The sequence below is a fragment of the Pseudooceanicola aquaeponti genome (genome assembly GCF_050897975.1).
Taxonomy (GTDB): Bacteria; Pseudomonadota; Alphaproteobacteria; order Rhodobacterales; family Rhodobacteraceae; genus Pseudooceanicola.
In genome coordinates, this window is sequence record NZ_JBPAXY010000001.1 from 77032 (window position 1) to 91347 (window position 14316).

At 67.9% G+C, this 14316-nt stretch carries 15 protein-coding genes; 9 read left to right on the forward strand and 6 right to left on the reverse strand.

The window, feature by feature from the left end; genetic code table 11:
* Positions 1–122: 122 nt before the first annotated feature.
* Positions 123–1787 carry a peptidoglycan-binding domain-containing protein gene (locus ACRARE_RS00430; protein ID WP_432654435.1) on the reverse strand — a complete coding sequence of 555 codons (1665 nt, stop codon included), beginning with the start codon at positions 1785–1787 and terminating at the stop codon, positions 123–125.
* 123 nt (positions 1788–1910) lie between these two features.
* On the opposite strand from ACRARE_RS00430, the gene lipB reads away from it, so the two are divergent.
* The 4 genes from lipB to ACRARE_RS00450 all read left to right on the forward strand — a co-directional run bounded on the left by lipB (position 1911) and on the right by ACRARE_RS00450 (position 5770).
* Positions 1911–2585 (forward strand): lipoyl(octanoyl) transferase LipB, encoded by a 675-nt coding sequence (lipB, locus tag ACRARE_RS00435; RefSeq protein ID WP_432655041.1) that lies wholly within the window; start codon positions 1911–1913, stop codon positions 2583–2585.
* Between the two features lie 169 nt (positions 2586–2754).
* Positions 2755–3195 (forward strand): c-type cytochrome, encoded by a 441-nt coding sequence (locus ACRARE_RS00440; protein WP_432654436.1) that lies wholly within the window; start codon positions 2755–2757, stop codon positions 3193–3195.
* Positions 3196–3532: 337 nt separating this feature from the next.
* Positions 3533–5203 carry a cytochrome c oxidase subunit I gene (gene ctaD, locus ACRARE_RS00445; RefSeq protein WP_432654437.1) on the forward strand — a complete coding sequence of 557 codons (1671 nt, stop codon included), beginning with the start codon at positions 3533–3535 and terminating at the stop codon, positions 5201–5203.
* Between the two features lie 54 nt (positions 5204–5257).
* The gene (locus ACRARE_RS00450) at positions 5258–5770 is read left to right on the forward strand and encodes a DUF2244 domain-containing protein (protein ID WP_432654438.1); all 513 of its coding nucleotides are present in this window, start codon (positions 5258–5260) and stop codon (positions 5768–5770) included.
* On the opposite strand, the gene ACRARE_RS00455 is transcribed toward ACRARE_RS00450, so the two are convergent.
* Together ACRARE_RS00455 and ACRARE_RS00460 are read right to left on the reverse strand one after the other, a co-directional pair.
* Positions 5767–5949, reverse strand: coding sequence for a DUF3008 family protein (locus ACRARE_RS00455; RefSeq protein ID WP_432654439.1), 183 nt, complete (start codon positions 5947–5949; stop codon positions 5767–5769). The two genes, ACRARE_RS00450 and ACRARE_RS00455, sit on opposite strands and share 4 nt — an antisense overlap.
* Positions 5950–6081: 132 nt before the next feature.
* Complete coding sequence (locus ACRARE_RS00460; RefSeq protein ID WP_432654440.1) at positions 6082–6543, reverse strand: GatB/YqeY domain-containing protein; 462 nt, start codon at positions 6541–6543, stop codon at positions 6082–6084.
* A 243-nt stretch (positions 6544–6786) separates the two neighbouring features.
* Here ACRARE_RS00460 and carA point away from each other — a divergent pair, with 243 nt between their 5' ends.
* The gene (carA, locus tag ACRARE_RS00465; protein ID WP_432654441.1) at positions 6787–7944 is read left to right on the forward strand and encodes a glutamine-hydrolyzing carbamoyl-phosphate synthase small subunit; all 1158 of its coding nucleotides are present in this window, start codon (positions 6787–6789) and stop codon (positions 7942–7944) included.
* Positions 7945–8134: 190 nt separating this feature from the next.
* A complete protein-coding gene (locus tag ACRARE_RS00470) occupies positions 8135–10153 on the forward strand; it encodes a glycosyltransferase family 2 protein (RefSeq protein ID WP_432654442.1) in 2019 nt (672 codons plus the stop codon).
* Positions 10154–10206: 53 nt separating this feature from the next.
* Here the strand turns inward: ACRARE_RS00470 and ACRARE_RS00475 are convergent, their stop codons facing one another.
* A complete protein-coding gene (locus tag ACRARE_RS00475) occupies positions 10207–10857 on the reverse strand; it encodes a GntR family transcriptional regulator (protein WP_432654443.1) in 651 nt (216 codons plus the stop codon).
* Between the two features lie 148 nt (positions 10858–11005).
* On the opposite strand from ACRARE_RS00475, the gene ACRARE_RS00480 reads away from it, so the two are divergent.
* From ACRARE_RS00480 to ACRARE_RS00490, 3 genes are all read left to right on the forward strand, one after another.
* On the forward strand, positions 11006–11650 hold the full coding sequence (locus ACRARE_RS00480; RefSeq protein WP_432654444.1) for a pyrimidine 5'-nucleotidase: 645 nt from the start codon (positions 11006–11008) through the stop codon (positions 11648–11650).
* 72 nt (positions 11651–11722) lie between these two features.
* The gene (locus ACRARE_RS00485) at positions 11723–11959 is read left to right on the forward strand and encodes a hypothetical protein (RefSeq protein ID WP_432654445.1); all 237 of its coding nucleotides are present in this window, start codon (positions 11723–11725) and stop codon (positions 11957–11959) included.
* A gap of 46 nt (positions 11960–12005) precedes the next feature.
* Positions 12006–13205 carry a UbiH/UbiF family hydroxylase gene (locus ACRARE_RS00490; RefSeq protein ID WP_432654446.1) on the forward strand — a complete coding sequence of 400 codons (1200 nt, stop codon included), beginning with the start codon at positions 12006–12008 and terminating at the stop codon, positions 13203–13205.
* Positions 13206–13306: 101 nt separating this feature from the next.
* Here ACRARE_RS00490 and ACRARE_RS00495 read toward each other — a convergent pair whose 3' ends face one another.
* Both ACRARE_RS00495 and ACRARE_RS00500 read right to left on the reverse strand, forming a co-directional pair.
* Positions 13307–13762 carry an Lrp/AsnC family transcriptional regulator gene (locus ACRARE_RS00495; protein ID WP_222478108.1) on the reverse strand — a complete coding sequence of 152 codons (456 nt, stop codon included), beginning with the start codon at positions 13760–13762 and terminating at the stop codon, positions 13307–13309.
* The gene (locus tag ACRARE_RS00500) at positions 13759–14214 is read right to left on the reverse strand and encodes an Lrp/AsnC family transcriptional regulator (RefSeq protein WP_432654447.1); all 456 of its coding nucleotides are present in this window, start codon (positions 14212–14214) and stop codon (positions 13759–13761) included. Before ACRARE_RS00500 ends, ACRARE_RS00495 begins: the two co-directional genes overlap by 4 nt.
* Between the last annotated feature and the right edge of the window lie 102 nt (positions 14215–14316).

Genomic DNA, 14316 nt, shown 5'->3' on the forward strand with positions numbered 1-14316 from the left:
CCCGCCCCCGGCTTTGCCCCCCCCTGACGCAAGGGACCAATCGGCAAAAAGGCCGCCCGGTCGGGGCGGCCCTTTCAGAGGATCAGCTCAGGTATCGGGCACAGCGGCCCGGCCCCTGGGCCTTATTCCGAGACCGTGAAGCTGGGCAGCGCGGTCGGCACCACGGTCGGCGCGGTGGTCGACTGCGCCGGGTTGATCGCGCCCAGGGTGGCCGCGCGCAGCAGCTCGACCCGGCCCGGCAGGCTGTCGCCGAAGGCCGAGGGTGCGCCCGCTTCCTGGGCTTCGATCGCCATGCGATACCAGTTGGTGGCCGCCAGCGGCGAGGCGGGAACCCCGAAGCCCTCGTTCAGGTGGTGGCCCACCAGTTCCGCATAGGGTTTCTGCCCCAGGGCGGTCAGCAGCAGGGCCGAGCCCAGGGCCACGCTCATGCTGTCGCCGTTGTAGCCGGAATAGAGGCAGATGCGGGCGGTGGTCGCCAGCTGGTCCGCCGTCATGCCCGAGGTGGCCGCATATTGCGCCACATTGGCCACGACCTGTTCCGCCGGGGTGGTCGTCAGGCTGCCGACATAGGGCGCCAGCACCGGTTCGAAGCCCGCGCATTGCTGGGCGGCGGCGGCCGGGGTCAGGCCCGGCACCTTCTGCATCAGCTGCTCGCCCGCGGTCTTGGCATAGGTGCGCGAATAGCAGAACTGCTCGCCCAGGGCGACCTTGGGGTCGCTCATGGTGGCCGCCGTGACATAGCCGCCGTTCGAGCTGGTCATCAGGCTGACCTTCTCGCAATAGCTGGCCAGCGAGGGTGCGGGCGCGGGCGCCGGGGCCGGAATGGCGAAGGTCGGCAGGGTGGCCGGCGCCGCCGGGGCGGGCGCGGGCGCCATGGGGGCGGCGGCCATCTGGGTCTGCGGCATCGGCGCGACCGGGGCGGGCGCGGCGGCATATTGCTGCGTCGCGGCCCCTGCCGCCAGCGGGTCGTTCATCCGGCAACCGGTATGGTCACACTGGAAATAGCTGACCTGCACCGTGTTGGTGCGCTGCGGGTTCAGCAGGTACTGGAACTGGCGTCGCTGATAGCCATCGGCGGAGGACACGAACAGCATCGTGGTACACTGGCTGGCACCGCACCAGAAGGTCGAGCCGGTGACCGAGGTATCGACGATATAGTCGTTCTGCCCGTCACCGTTCAGATCCGCCGTCTGGATGAAGCCCGCCCGTTGCAGCAGCTGTTCCGGCGAGGGTTCGGTGCTTTCGGCGATCTCGTCCACCGCGTCCGAAACCTCGATCGGCAGGCCGGCATAGCCCATGCCGCCGTGCCCCGAGCTGCCAACGCCACCGCGCCACATGACCAGCAGGCCGCGCACCCCGTCCTTCGAGCGGTTCAGCGAGCGGGTCACATCCGGGCCACCGGCCAGGGCGCGGTTGTAGGAAGAGACCAGCTGGTCGCGCTCATGCGGCAGCAGGTTGCCGGTGCCGGGATAGCCCATATACACCTGATACTGGCTGATCGCGCTGCGCGAGCGCGCGCCCATGACCCCGTCTGGCGTCCCGGCGTTGAAGCCGAAGTAGTTCAGCGCGGTCTGCGTCTCGCGGTTGGCGGTACGCGTGGCCGAAGGGGCGTAGTAACGGGTGGTGGTGGTGGTCTGCTTGCGCTGTTGCTGGGCGGCGCCGTTCATGATGGCGCCCCCGATGATGCCGCCGACGATGGCGGCGCCCAGGTTGTCGGCCATGGCGCCAACGGGCGCGGTGACAAGAAGGGTCGCAGCGATGGTGCTGCGCAGGAATTTGGAATACATGGAACAATCTCCGCAATAGACAATGAAATGACGAAAAGTTGTGATCATGTTAGCCCGCCCCGTGCCGATCGGAGAAGCCTTTTGACGCCCACTGACGACAGTTTTCATGACAATCTGAACCAAATCCGGCAGGATTCGCCGGTCGAATGGATCATCTCGCCCGACCTGGTCCCCTACGAGACCGCCCTGGCCGAGATGGAGGCCCGCGTTGCTGCCATCGCCGAGGGCCGCGCGGCAGAGGCGATCTGGCTTCTCGAACACCCGCCGCTTTACACCGCCGGCACCTCGGCGCGGCGCGAGGATCTGGTGGATCCCGACCGGTTTCCGGTCTTCGAGGCGCGGCGCGGCGGACAATATACTTATCACGGGCCGGGTCAGCGGGTGGTCTACATCATGCTGGACCTCAACAAGCGCGGCCGCGACGTCCGCGCCTTCGTCAAGGCGCTGGAGGGTTGGGTGATCGCCACCCTGGCCGAGTTCGGCATTCGCGGCGAGATCCGCGAGGGTCGCGTCGGCGTCTGGGTGCCGCGCCCCGAAAAGGCGCCCCAGGCCGACGGCACCCCGCGCGAGGACAAGATCGCGGCCATCGGCATCCGCCTGCGCCGCTGGATCAGCTTTCACGGCATCTCGATCAACGTCGAACCGGATCTGGAGCACTTCTCGGGCATCGTGCCCTGTGGCATCGCCAGCCACGGGGTGACCAGCCTGGTCGATCTGGGCCTGCCGGTGACGATGGAGGATCTGGACAGCGCCCTGATGGCGACCTTCGATCAGGCCTTTCCACAGCCTGCGCCCTAGGCCCGGCCTGCCCCCGGCGCAAGGCGGTGAAAACCCCGGCGCCGGGCCGCGCTGGCCCTGGAAAACCCTTTCTGCGACAATACGTCGATGATTTTCCCCTGTGGCCGCCGCTCCGGATGGCCTAGACAGGGGGATGGGAACGCAGCAACCTTCGATCCGAGGACATAGGATGACCCGATTTTTGATCACGGCAGCCGCCCTTCTTGCCACCGCCACCCCCGTGCTCGCCGAAGTGGGCGATGCATCGGCTGGCGAAAAAGAGTTCAGGAAGTGCAAGGCCTGCCACACCATCGCCTCTGACGACGAAGTCTACGTCAAGGGCGGCAAGACCGGCCCGAACCTTTACGGCGTGATCGGCCGCACCGCCGGCAGCTACGAAGACTTCCGCTATGGCGACTCGATCGTCCAGCTGGGCGAAGCGGGCCTGGTCTGGGACGTCGAGAACATCCAGGTCTACATGACCGATCCGGCCGCCTTCCTGAAGGACGAGCTGGGCGATGGCGGGGCACGCACCAAGATGACCTTCAAGCTGGCGCGCGGCCAGGAAGACATGGCGGCCTATCTGGCGACCTTCTCGGACGAAGGCGAAGAAGAAGAGGCCGCCGACTGACGGCAGGGGCCGACCTCGTCGCCCCCCTTTGCAAGGCCCGCCCTCCCGTGGCGGGCCTTCGCATGTCTGGCGCCCCCCTACCCCGGGTCGCGCGCCTGCCTTCCCGGCTGGCCGCCCGCGTCAAGTCGGCCATGGGGTCGCACCCGCCCGCCCCCGGCCAGTCCCCTGGAATCGCGCCCAAATCCGACGCCATCCGGCGTCACTGCGCGGAAAAATTTGATCTGTGTCAAACAGCCCCATTGTCCGATCACGCGCGCGCGACTAAAAAGCCTCTAATTTGTGAGCCGGGGACGAGTCCGTCCGTCCGGCTGCGACCATTCTGACGAGGAGGCAAGATATGGCCGACGCAGCTCTACAGGGCCACGGGCACGAGGATACCCGCGGGTTCTTCACTCGCTGGTTCATGTCCACCAATCACAAAGATATCGGGATCCTGTACCTGGTCGTGGCGGCGGTTGCCGGCCTGATCTCGGTGCTGTTCACGGTCTATATGCGCATGGAACTGATGCACCCCGGCGTGCAATTCATGTGCCTGGAAGGCGCGCGGTTCTTCCCCTCGGCCGAGGAATGCACCCCGAACGGCCACCTGTGGAACGTGATGATCACCTACCACGGCGTGCTGATGATGTTCTTTGTCGTCATCCCCGCGCTGTTCGGCGGTTTCGGCAACTATTTCATGCCCTTGCAGATCGGCGCGCCGGACATGGCCTTCCCGCGTCTGAACAACCTGTCGTTCTGGATGTATGTGGCCGGTGTCGCCCTTGGCGTCGCCTCGCTGCTGGCGCCGGGTGGCAACGACCAGATGGGCTCTGGCGTGGGCTGGGTGCTGTACCCGCCGCTGTCGACCAATGAGGGCGGCTATTCGATGGATCTGGCGATCTTCGCCGTCCACGTCTCGGGCGCCTCGTCGATCCTGGGCGCGATCAACATCATCACCACCTTCCTGAACATGCGGGCCCCGGGCATGACCCTGTTCAAGGTGCCGCTGTTTGCCTGGTCGGTCTTCGTCACCGCCTGGCTGATCCTCCTGTCCCTGCCCGTCCTGGCCGGCGCCATCACCATGCTGCTGACCGACCGGAACTTCGGCACCACCTTCTTCCAGCCTTCGGGCGGCGGCGACCCGGTGCTGTACCAGCACATTCTGTGGTTCTTCGGTCACCCCGAGGTCTACATGATCATCCTGCCCGGCTTCGGCATCATCAGCCACGTCATCTCGACCTTCGCGCGCAAGCCGATCTTCGGCTACCTGCCGATGGTCCTGGCGATCATCGCCATCGGCGTGCTGGGCTTCGTCGTCTGGGCGCACCACATGTACACCGTGGGCCTGTCGCTGACCCAGCAGAGCTACTTCATGCTGGCCACGATGGTCATCGCGGTGCCCACGGGGGTGAAGGTCTTCAGCTGGATCGCGACGATGTGGCAGGGCTCGATCGAGTTCAAGGCACCGATGCTCTGGGCCTTCGGCTTCCTGTTCCTGTTCACAGTGGGCGGCGTGACCGGCCTGGTGCTGTCCCAGGCGCCTGTCGACCGGGCCTTCCATGACACCTACTACGTGGTGGCCCACTTCCACTACGTCATGTCGCTGGGCGCGGTCTTCGCCATCTTCGCCGGGGTCTATTTCTACTTCGGCAAGATGACCGGCCGTCAGTACCCCGAATGGGCCGCCAAGCTGCACTTCTGGATGATGTTCATCGGCGCCAACCTGACCTTCTTCCCGCAGCACTTCCTGGGCCGTCAGGGGATGCCGCGCCGGTACATCGACTACCCGGAAGGCTTCGCCGTCTGGAACTACTGGTCGTCCATCGGTGCCTTCATCTCCTTCGCATCCTTCCTGTTCTTCTTCGGGATCGTCTTCTACTCGCTGTTCCGCGGCGCGAAGGTGACCCAGGCGAACTACTGGAACGAATATGCCGACACCCTGGAATGGACCCTGCCCTCGCCGCCGCCCGAACACACCTTCGAGCAGCTGCCGAAGCAGGAAGACTGGGACAAGGCCCACGCGCATTAAGCGGCGGGCGATACCGGAAACGACAAGGGGCGCCCAGCGGGGCGCCCCTTTTGCATGAAAGGCCCCGCAATGCCCTATCACTGGATCAGCGACACCGAGCTTGAGGCCAGCCCACACCGCTCGCTCTCGCCCAATGGCTTTGCCGGGGTGATCGGGCTGTTCTTCGTGCTGGTGCTGGTGCCGCTGCTGGCCTTTCTGGGCACCCTGGCCCTGTGGGGCCTGCTCCCCTTCGCCCTGCTGGCCCTATGGGGGCTGTGGTGGGGGCTGCGCCGGTCCTATGCGGACGGGGCGATCACCGAACATCTGGTGATCACCGCAGACAGCTGCCGCCTGACCCGCGCCGGGCCCCGGGGCGCGCGGGCGGAATGGTCCTGCAATCCCTATTGGGTGCGCGTCACCTCGCATGAGGCGGGCGGGCCGGTGAAACACTATGTCACCCTGTCGGGCAATGGCCGCGAGGTCGAGATCGGCGCCTTCCTGTCAGAGGCCGAGCGCAAGCGTCTGTACCCCGAGTTGCGCGCGGCCTTCCGCGCGGCGCAAGAGGGTACCGCCCCCGAGGCCCCCTAGCCTGTCTCTTCGGGCAACTCGTCACGCGGGGTGGCGGCCATCTCTTCCAGCTCGGCCTCGGACATGCTGTCGTACATTGCCTTCGCCGCCCCTTGAAGATCGCCGGCCTTGCTGTCGCCGCGCTTGGCGGACAGGGCGGCGCCCGCGGCGCGCTGCTGGCGTTTCGATTGGGCTTTCATGGCGGGTCTCGGTTCGCCCGACCAACGCGGCCCCACGCCCCGGCGTTCCGGCCCGCCGCCGCCCCGCCCATGCAAAAGGCCCGCGCCAGAGATCGGCGCGGGCCCTTGATGTCTCTGCGGTACTGGCGCGCCTCAGCTGGCCAGCCGGGCCTTCACCTTGGCCCCGACCGAGCCGAAATCCATCTGCCCGGTATAGCGCGACTTCAAGTGGCCCATGATCTTACCCATGTCGCGAATCGAGCTGGCGCCGGTGGCCGTGACGGCCTCGTCGACGGCGCTCTCGACCTCGTCCTCGGACAGGGGGCGCGGCAGGAAGTCCTGGATCACCTCGATCTCGTCCAGCTCTTGCTGGGCCAGATCAATGCGCCCGCCCTCTTCGTAGACGCGGGCGCTTTCCTGGCGCTGCTTGACCATCTTTCCAAGGATTGCCAGCACTTCGTCCTCGCCGACCCCCTCTTCGCTGCCTTCGCCGCGCGTGGCGATATCCCGGTCCTTGATAGCGGCACTGATCAGCCGCAGGGTGCACAGCCGATCTCCGGCCCGGTCCTTCATCGCCTGTTTCAAGGCGGTATTGACCCGATCCCTTACTTGCATCTCGCTACTACCCTCGCGTTGATTGCAGTTGCCCACCATACAGAAAGGCCCCGTCGCAAACAAGCGCCGCCCCTGTCCGGGCGCCGCTGCGTCACCCAGGCGGCGCCCCTGCCTGTTCCCTCGGCAGGGGCGCCCTGCAAAATGGGCAGGCCGCGAAGCCACCGCCACGCGCCGACGGGTCTTGACCTCTGCCCGTGCCCCCCCTAGCTATGCGCCAATTTGTCCCCAGCCGTGAGTCTGCCCATGCCCCTGTCCCAAGGATCGAAACCGACAGCCTGCCTCGCCTTGGCCGATGGGACCCTCTTCTACGGCCGCGGCTTCGGTGCCACCGGCGTGACCGAGGCGGAACTGTGCTTCAACACCGCGATGACCGGCTATCAAGAGATCATGACCGATCCCTCCTACGCCGGGCAGATCGTCACCTTCACCTTCCCCCATGTGGGCAACGTGGGCGTCAACCCCGAGGATGACGAGACCGGCGAGCCCGTGGCCGCCGGCATGGTGGTGAAATGGGACCCGACCGAGCCCTCCAACTGGCGCTCCGCCGGAGAGCTGGGCGACTGGCTGGCGGCACGGGGCCGGATCGCCATCGGCGGTATCGACACCCGGCGCCTGACCCGCGCGATCCGCGCCCGTGGCGCGCCGCACGCCGCCCTGGCCCATGACCCCGACGGCAACTTCGACGTCGAGGCGCTGGTCGCCCGGGCGCGCGGCTTCAAGGGTCTGGTGGGTCTGGACCTGGCCAAGGACGTGACCTGCGCGCAAAGCTACCGCTGGGATGAAATGCGTTGGGCCTGGCCCGGCGGCTTCCCCAAGCAGACCGAGGCCCGCCACAAGGTGGTCGCCGTCGACTACGGCGCCAAGCGCAACATCCTGCGCTGCCTGGCCTCGGCCGGTTGCGACGTGACCGTGCTGCCCGCCACCGCCACCGCCGAAGAGGTGCTGGCCCATGAGCCCGATGGCCTCTTCCTGTCCAACGGCCCCGGCGATCCGGCCGCCACCGGCGCCTATGCCGTGCCGATGATCCAGGAAGTCATGGCCAAGACCGACATGCCGATCTTCGGCATCTGCCTTGGCCACCAGATGCTGGCCCTGGCCCTGGGCGCCAAGACGGTGAAGATGAACCACGGCCACCATGGCGCCAACCACCCGGTCAAGGAACTGGAGACCGGCAAGGTCGAGATCACCTCGATGAACCACGGCTTCGCCGTCGACAGCCAGACCCTGCCCGCGGGCGTGGTGGAAAGCCATGTCTCGCTGTTTGACGGGTCGAACTGCGGGATCCGCATGACCGATCGCCCGGTCTTCTCGGTGCAACACCACCCCGAGGCCAGCCCGGGCCCGCAGGACAGCTTCTACCTGTTCGAACGCTTCGTCGCCTCGATGGACAAGGCCAGCTGAGCCAGCGGCCCTGACCGACCGACCCTTGCAAACGGGCGCCCCGGACTTCCGGCGGCGCCCGTTTCGTGTCTCTGGCCCCCGGCCCTGGCCCTGCCCTGCGGCGGTTAACCATTCGTTCCGTCCGGTTTAACGTCCAATTAACCAACTGCTGCGACACAGAAGGCCGAGCGGACAGGAAGGCCCGGTGTCGATGGCGACGAACCTGCGAAATCTGATGGCGCCGCCGCCGGTGCCCCTGGGCCGCCCGGCCGCGCCCGGGATCGGCCCCGACCTCGACCCCGAGGGGATGGCCGGGCCCGTGCCGCCGCTGCATCTCTACGAGGCCGGGGTGGCCTTCCGCTTTCCCCTGCCCGCCACGGATCCCGACCCCGACCGGCGGCTGCGCGCCGCCTGGGCGACGGGTGAAATGGACGAGGACAGCGTCCTGGACCGGATGGCGGCGCGGCGCGGGCTTGAGCGGGTGGACCTGACCAAGGCGCCCCCCGATCCGGCGCTACAGGCGCTTCTGGATCCGGCCTTTTGCCTGCATCACCAGATCGTGCCCTGGCGCAGCCATGACGGCCTGCTGATCTGCGCCACCGCCCGGCCCGAAAGCTATATGGCGGTGCTGGCGCCCCTGGCGCATCGCCTGCGCCAGACCCGGCGCCTGGGGCTGCGCCCCGTCGTCGTGCGCCGGGATCAGATCCAAGGCGCCGTGGCCCGCGCCAGCCGCGCCGAGCTGAGCGCGCGCATGGCGGCCCGGGTGCCCCTGGGCGAAAGCTGTCGCAACTGGGCGGCGACGGCGCACCGGCTGCGCCTGACCCTGGGGCTGGGCGCGCTGGCCCTGGCCCTGCTGATCGCGCGCCCGGATCTGGTGCTGGTGCTGCTGACCGGCTGGGCGGTGCTGACCATGGTGCTGGCCATGGTGCTGAAGGGCGCGGCGGCCACCCGTTGCCTGCTGCATCCGCCCCCCGGTCAGAGCCGGGCCGCCCCCGCCCCTGCCCCTCTGGCCGAGGCGGATCTGCCCGAGATCTCGATCCTGGTGCCGCTTTTCCGCGAAAGGTGCATCGCGGCGGCGCTCTTGCGGCGGCTGGCGCGGCTGGACTACCCGCGCGACCGGCTGGAGGTGGTTCTGGTGCTGGAAGAGGCCGACACGATCACCCGCGACACCATCGCGGCGCTGACCCTGCCGCCCTGGATCCGCTGCGTGGTGGTGCCCGGGGGCCATCCCCAGACCAAGCCGCGGGCGATGAACTATGCGCTGGATTTCTGCCGGGGCGAGATCGTGGGGATCTACGATGCCGAGGATGCCCCCGACCCCGACCAGCTACGCCAGGTCGCCGCCCGCTTCGCCACCGCCCCGCCCGAGGTCGCCTGCCTGCAAGGGGCGCTGGACTATTACAACCCGCGTCAGAGCTGGCTGGCCCGCTGTTTCACCGTGGAATACAACACATGGTTCCGGCTGATCCTGCCCGGCATGGCGGGACTGGGCTTTCCCATTCCCTTAGGGGGCACGACCCTCTTCATGCGCCGCCCCGCGCTGGAGGCCCTGGGCGGCTGGGACGCCCATAACGTGACCGAGGATGCAGACCTGGGAATGCGCATCGCCCGGCACGGCTACCGGACCGAACTACTAGCCACCACCACCCGCGAAGAGGCCGCCTGCCATCCCCTGCCCTGGATCAAGCAACGCTCGCGCTGGCTGAAGGGCTATATCGTCACCTACCTGGTGCATCTGCGCCGCCCCGCCCGGCTGCACCGGCAATTGGGCTTGTGGCGCAGCATCGGCTTTCACGCCCATTTCATCACCGCCGTGTCGCAGTTCATGCTGGCGCCGCTGCTGTGGTCCTTCTGGCTGATGCTGGCGGGGTTGCCACATCCGCTGCTGGCACTGGTGCCGCCTGCCTTGCTAAAAACCTGCGCGGTGCTGTTCTTCTGCGCCGAGGTGCAGAACATCGCCCTGGGGCTGATCGCCACGCGCCGGGCCGAACACCGCCACCTCTGGCCCTGGGTGCCGACGATGCACCTCTATTACCCTCTGGGCTGTCTGGCAGTTTACAAGGCGCTGTATGAGCTGGTGGTGAAACCCTTCTACTGGGACAAGACCCAGCACGGCCATTCCCTGCGGCATCCCCGCGCCGGATCGGCGTCAGCGGCAGAGGCGGGAACGCCCGGTCGGCAGAGCGCGCCAGAACCTGACGCCGCCCCCGGGGCGGATCACTGGATCTAGGTCGGGGCCATGTCGGCCGCACTGTCCCTGACGCCCGCCGCCCTAGGGGCCGGTCAGAGGCCCTCTTCGTGGCGCTCGGCGTCCAGTTTCAGGCGGGTCACGAAGGCCTTCGAGATATGGGTGCGCAGCGCCTCGGCGGCCTTGCCCTCGTCCCGCGCGGCGATGGCGCGAACGATGGCGTCATGTTCCTTCAGCGCATCCTCGGTGCGGCCCTCGGCGGCCAGAGAGGTGGTGGCCAGAAGCGCCATGGACCGATGCACCAGGTCCAGCTGCTGCACCAGGAAACGGTTGTGCGAGGCCAGGTGGATCTGATGGTGGAACCGCTTGTTGGCCCGGGCCAGCGCCGTGGGATCCCCCGCCAGGCGGCGGTCCTGGGCCACCATCTCTTGCAGCACCCGCACCTCTTCCGGCGTCGCATGGCGCGCCGCCAGCCCGGCGGCCAGGGCCTCCAGCTCGGCGCGCACCACGTAAAGCTCTGCCAGCTGGTTGTGATCCAGCGAGGCCACGATCAGCGAGCGCCCGTCCCGGGTCAGCAGGCGCTGCGTTTCCAGCCGCTGCAAGGCCTCGCGAATGGGCGTGCGCGAAACGCCGAAACGCTCGGCCAGCTCGCTTTCCACCAGCCGGTCCCCGGGGCGGTAAACGCCCACGTCGATGGCTTCCAGGATCAGTGAATAGGCATCGCCCTGCGGGGGTTTCGTGGCCATTGGGGCAGGCTCCTTTCCTCATCGCGACACCCTAGGCGAGGGCGGGGCCGGGGTGCAAGGGATCGCCCTCCGGGCCGCGCCCGCAAAACCCCGCGATGACCGCCCGGCCCCGCTTGTGCTTCGCGCCCCCCGGGCGTAGCGTCGCGCCATGCCAAAGCCCTTCTTCGATCATGTCACCACCTGGGTCTTCGACCTGGACAATACCCTTTACCCGCCCGAGGCGCGGCTCTTCGATCAGATCGAGGTGCGGATGACCAACTGGGTGATGGAGGCGCTTGGCGTCGACCGGGCCGAGGCCGACCGGCTGCGCGCCCTTTACTGGCGCGAGCACGGCACGACCCTGGCCGGGCTGATGCGCCTGCATGACGTCGATCCCGGACCCTACCTGAGCCACGTGCACGAGATCAACATGGACCACCTGGAGCGGGACCCCGCCCTGGCCGCCCATATCCGCGCCCTGCCGGGGCGCAAGATCGTCTTCACCAACGGCACCGCGCCCTATGCGGAACGGGTGCTGGCGGCGCGCGGGCTGTCGGGGCTGTTCGACGCGATCTACGGCGTGGAACACGCAGGATTCCATCCCAAGCCCGACCGCGCCGCCTATGACACCGTCTTCGGCACCGACGGGTTCGACCAGAGCCGCGCCGCCATGTTCGAGGACGATCCGCGCAACCTGGCCGTGCCCCATGCCATGGGCCTGCGCTGCGTCCATGTCGCCCCCGAGGCGCATCAGGCCGAACATGTGCATTTCCACACCGACGACCTGAGCGGATTTCTGAAAACCCTGCTATGAGCGACCGGATGTCGCTTTGCCCTCGCCCGTCTTTGCCCCCATCTGAGGGGGACAGGAAACGCGAGGAAACCAATGACTGACATCAGTGCCGCCGGCCCCCGGCGACCCTATCACCTGTTGCCCGTGCTGGGCTGGATCATCCGCGATCTGGAGCGGGATTTCCGTGGCAATATCGGCTATGCCGCCCTTATCGCCGTGACCGCCCTGATCCTGGCGATGAAAACCTGGGGCCTTGTGGCCCTTGGGCTGACCGCGCTGGCCTGCGTGCCGGTGATGTTCGTGATCCTGATCCTGCTGACGCAGGGCTAGGGAGCGAAGGCAAGGCCCGTAGACCGACGGCAGAAGGAGGCCGGACATGGACGCGCAATATGACATCGTCATCTCGGGCGGGGGCGTCGCGGGGCTGTCCGCGGCGGCCGTTCTGGGCGCCGAGGGGCACCGTGTGCTGTGCCTCGACCCCATGCCGCCGGTCACCGATGGCGCGGCCGAGGGCGCGGATCTGCGCACCACCGCCTTTTTGCAACCGGCCCAGGAACTGCTGGCCGAGGCGGGCCTTTGGGCCCGTCTTGACGCCTACGCCGCGCCCCTGCGCATCATGCGCATCGTCGATGCGGGCGGCGTGGATCCCGAACCCCGGGTGGTGCGCGATTTCGACAGCACCGAGATCTCGGACCGGCCCTTTGGCTGGAACCTGCCCAACTGGCTGCTCCGCCGCGAGATGATGGCGCGGCTGGACGACCTGCCCAACGTCGAGTTCCGCCCCGGCACCGGCACCCGCAGCCTCTTCACCCGCGAGGCCGAGGCCCGCGTGGGGCTGAGCGACGGCAGCCGGGTGCGCTGCAAGCTGGTGCTGGCCGCCGACGGGCGCAATTCGCCCATGCGCCAGGCGGCGGGCATCGGCGTCACCACCCGGCGCTATGGCCAGAAGGCCCTGGCCTTTTCCGTGGCCCACCCGATCCCGCATGAGAATGTCTCGACCGAGATCCACCGCTCTGGCGGGCCCTTTACCCTGGTGCCTCTGCCCGATCACCAGGGCGGCCCCTGCTCTGCCGTGGTCTGGATGGAAGATGGCGCCCGGGTGCAGGAGCTGGCGGCCCTGGAGGTGGCAGAGTTCGAGGCCGAGATGAACCGCCGCAGCGTCGGCATCCTGGGCGAGCTGCGCCTGCTGACCCGCCGCTCGGTCTGGCCGATCATCACCCAGGTGGCCGATCACATGGCGGGCGAACGCCTGGCGCTGATGGCCGAGGCCGCCCATGTGGTGCCGCCCATCGGGGCGCAGGGGCTGAACATGTCGCTGGGCGACCTGCGCGCCCTGCGCGACCTGATCCGCGCCGCCCCCGACCGGCTGGGCGACGCGCAGATGATGGAGGCCTATCACCGCGCCCGCCACCGCGAGGTGCAGATCCGCGCGGCGGGCATCGACGCGCTGAACCGCGCCAGCCAGATCTCGGCCCAGCCCCTGCGCGACCTGCGCGCCGCCGGGCTGAACGCGCTTTATTCCGCAGCACCCGTGCGTAAGGTGCTGATGCAGATGGGGTTGGGCGCGAAGGGATAAGGGGCGCTGCCCCTCTGGCGCCTGCGGCGCCATTCACCCCGGAGTATTTCTGGCCATCGAATGGACATAGGGGGGCGGCACTTGGAATGTGCCGCTGCGCCCTAGATCGGGCCGGGCAGGCGTTCCTCGGACAGCATGACGTTGGCATCCACGCTGCCCACCCCCGGCAGGGTCATGATGCGGCGCCTGAGGACCCGTTCGAAATCGGGGATGTCGCGGGCGGTGACGCGCAGGCGGTAGTCATAGACACCCAGGATATGTTCCACCGTCTGCACCTCGGGGATGGCCGAGACCGCGCGCTCGAAATCCTCCAGCGAGACGCGGCCCTTGGTGCCCAGCTTGATCCCCAGAAAGACCGTCACGCCAAAGCCGAGCGCGCCCAGGTCCAGATCGAGGCGGCGCCCGGCGAGGATGCCCGCCTCTTCCAGCCGCTTGATGCGGCGCCAGGTGGCAGGCTGCGACAGGCCCAGGCGGCGGCCAAGGGCGCCCGAGCCCTGGGTGGCATCCTCGGCCAGGGCGCGCAGCAGGGCGCGGTCGGTTTCGTCCAGGGCGATCACAGGGGCACCGTGTTGTTGTATTTCACCCGTGCCACATGCATCAGCGCGTCGATGTCAGTGACATGCGGCAGGGTCAGGATGCGGGCGCGGTAGATCTCGTGGTAGTGGGCCAGGTCACGGGCGATCAGGGCGATACGCACATCGACCTGGCCCAGCAGGGTCTGGATTTCCAGCACCTCCGGGATCTTGCGGGCGGCATCGGCGAAATCCTCGAAGGCGCGGGGCTGGCTCTTGTCCAGGATGATCCGCAGCGACACCTCGACCTCGTAGCCAAGCGCGTGCCAGTCGATCACCGCCCGCACGCCGCGGATGATGCCCGCCGCCTGCATCCTCTCGATCCGGCGCCAGCAGGTGGCCGAGGTCAGCCCGGCGCGTTCGGCGATCTGCGCGCTGGAGGCGCCGGGATCGGCCTGCATCTGGCGCAGGATGCGCCGGTCGGCATCATCGAGCATGATCTCTTCACCTATTCATTTTTGACGAATGACTTTCTCTACAATTGCCAGATGATTGAGATTTTTGCAACGCCACAGCGCCTCCCTCGCGCCTATAGTGCC

Excerpts from the sequence above, each read along its gene's own strand:
- ACRARE_RS00430 (WP_432654435.1), bottom strand. The coding sequence starts at position 1,787 with ATGTATTCCAAATTCCTGCGCAGCACCATCGCTGCGACCCTTCTTGTC.
- ACRARE_RS00440 (WP_432654436.1), top strand. The coding sequence starts at position 2,755 with ATGACCCGATTTTTGATCACGGCAGCCGCCCTTCTTGCCACCGCCACC.
- ctaD (WP_432654437.1), top strand. The coding sequence starts at position 3,533 with ATGGCCGACGCAGCTCTACAGGGCCACGGGCACGAGGATACCCGCGGG.
- ACRARE_RS00450 (WP_432654438.1), top strand. The coding sequence starts at position 5,258 with ATGAAAGGCCCCGCAATGCCCTATCACTGGATCAGCGACACCGAGCTT.
- ACRARE_RS00455 (WP_432654439.1), bottom strand. The coding sequence starts at position 5,949 with ATGAAAGCCCAATCGAAACGCCAGCAGCGCGCCGCGGGCGCCGCCCTG.
- ACRARE_RS00460 (WP_432654440.1), bottom strand. The coding sequence starts at position 6,543 with ATGCAAGTAAGGGATCGGGTCAATACCGCCTTGAAACAGGCGATGAAG.
- carA (WP_432654441.1), top strand. The coding sequence starts at position 6,787 with ATGCCCCTGTCCCAAGGATCGAAACCGACAGCCTGCCTCGCCTTGGCC.
- ACRARE_RS00470 (WP_432654442.1), top strand. The coding sequence starts at position 8,135 with ATGGCGACGAACCTGCGAAATCTGATGGCGCCGCCGCCGGTGCCCCTG.
- ACRARE_RS00475 (WP_432654443.1), bottom strand. The coding sequence starts at position 10,857 with ATGGCCACGAAACCCCCGCAGGGCGATGCCTATTCACTGATCCTGGAA.
- ACRARE_RS00480 (WP_432654444.1), top strand. The coding sequence starts at position 11,006 with ATGCCAAAGCCCTTCTTCGATCATGTCACCACCTGGGTCTTCGACCTG.
- ACRARE_RS00485 (WP_432654445.1), top strand. The coding sequence starts at position 11,723 with ATGACTGACATCAGTGCCGCCGGCCCCCGGCGACCCTATCACCTGTTG.
- ACRARE_RS00490 (WP_432654446.1), top strand. The coding sequence starts at position 12,006 with ATGGACGCGCAATATGACATCGTCATCTCGGGCGGGGGCGTCGCGGGG.
- ACRARE_RS00500 (WP_432654447.1), bottom strand. The coding sequence starts at position 14,214 with ATGCTCGATGATGCCGACCGGCGCATCCTGCGCCAGATGCAGGCCGAT.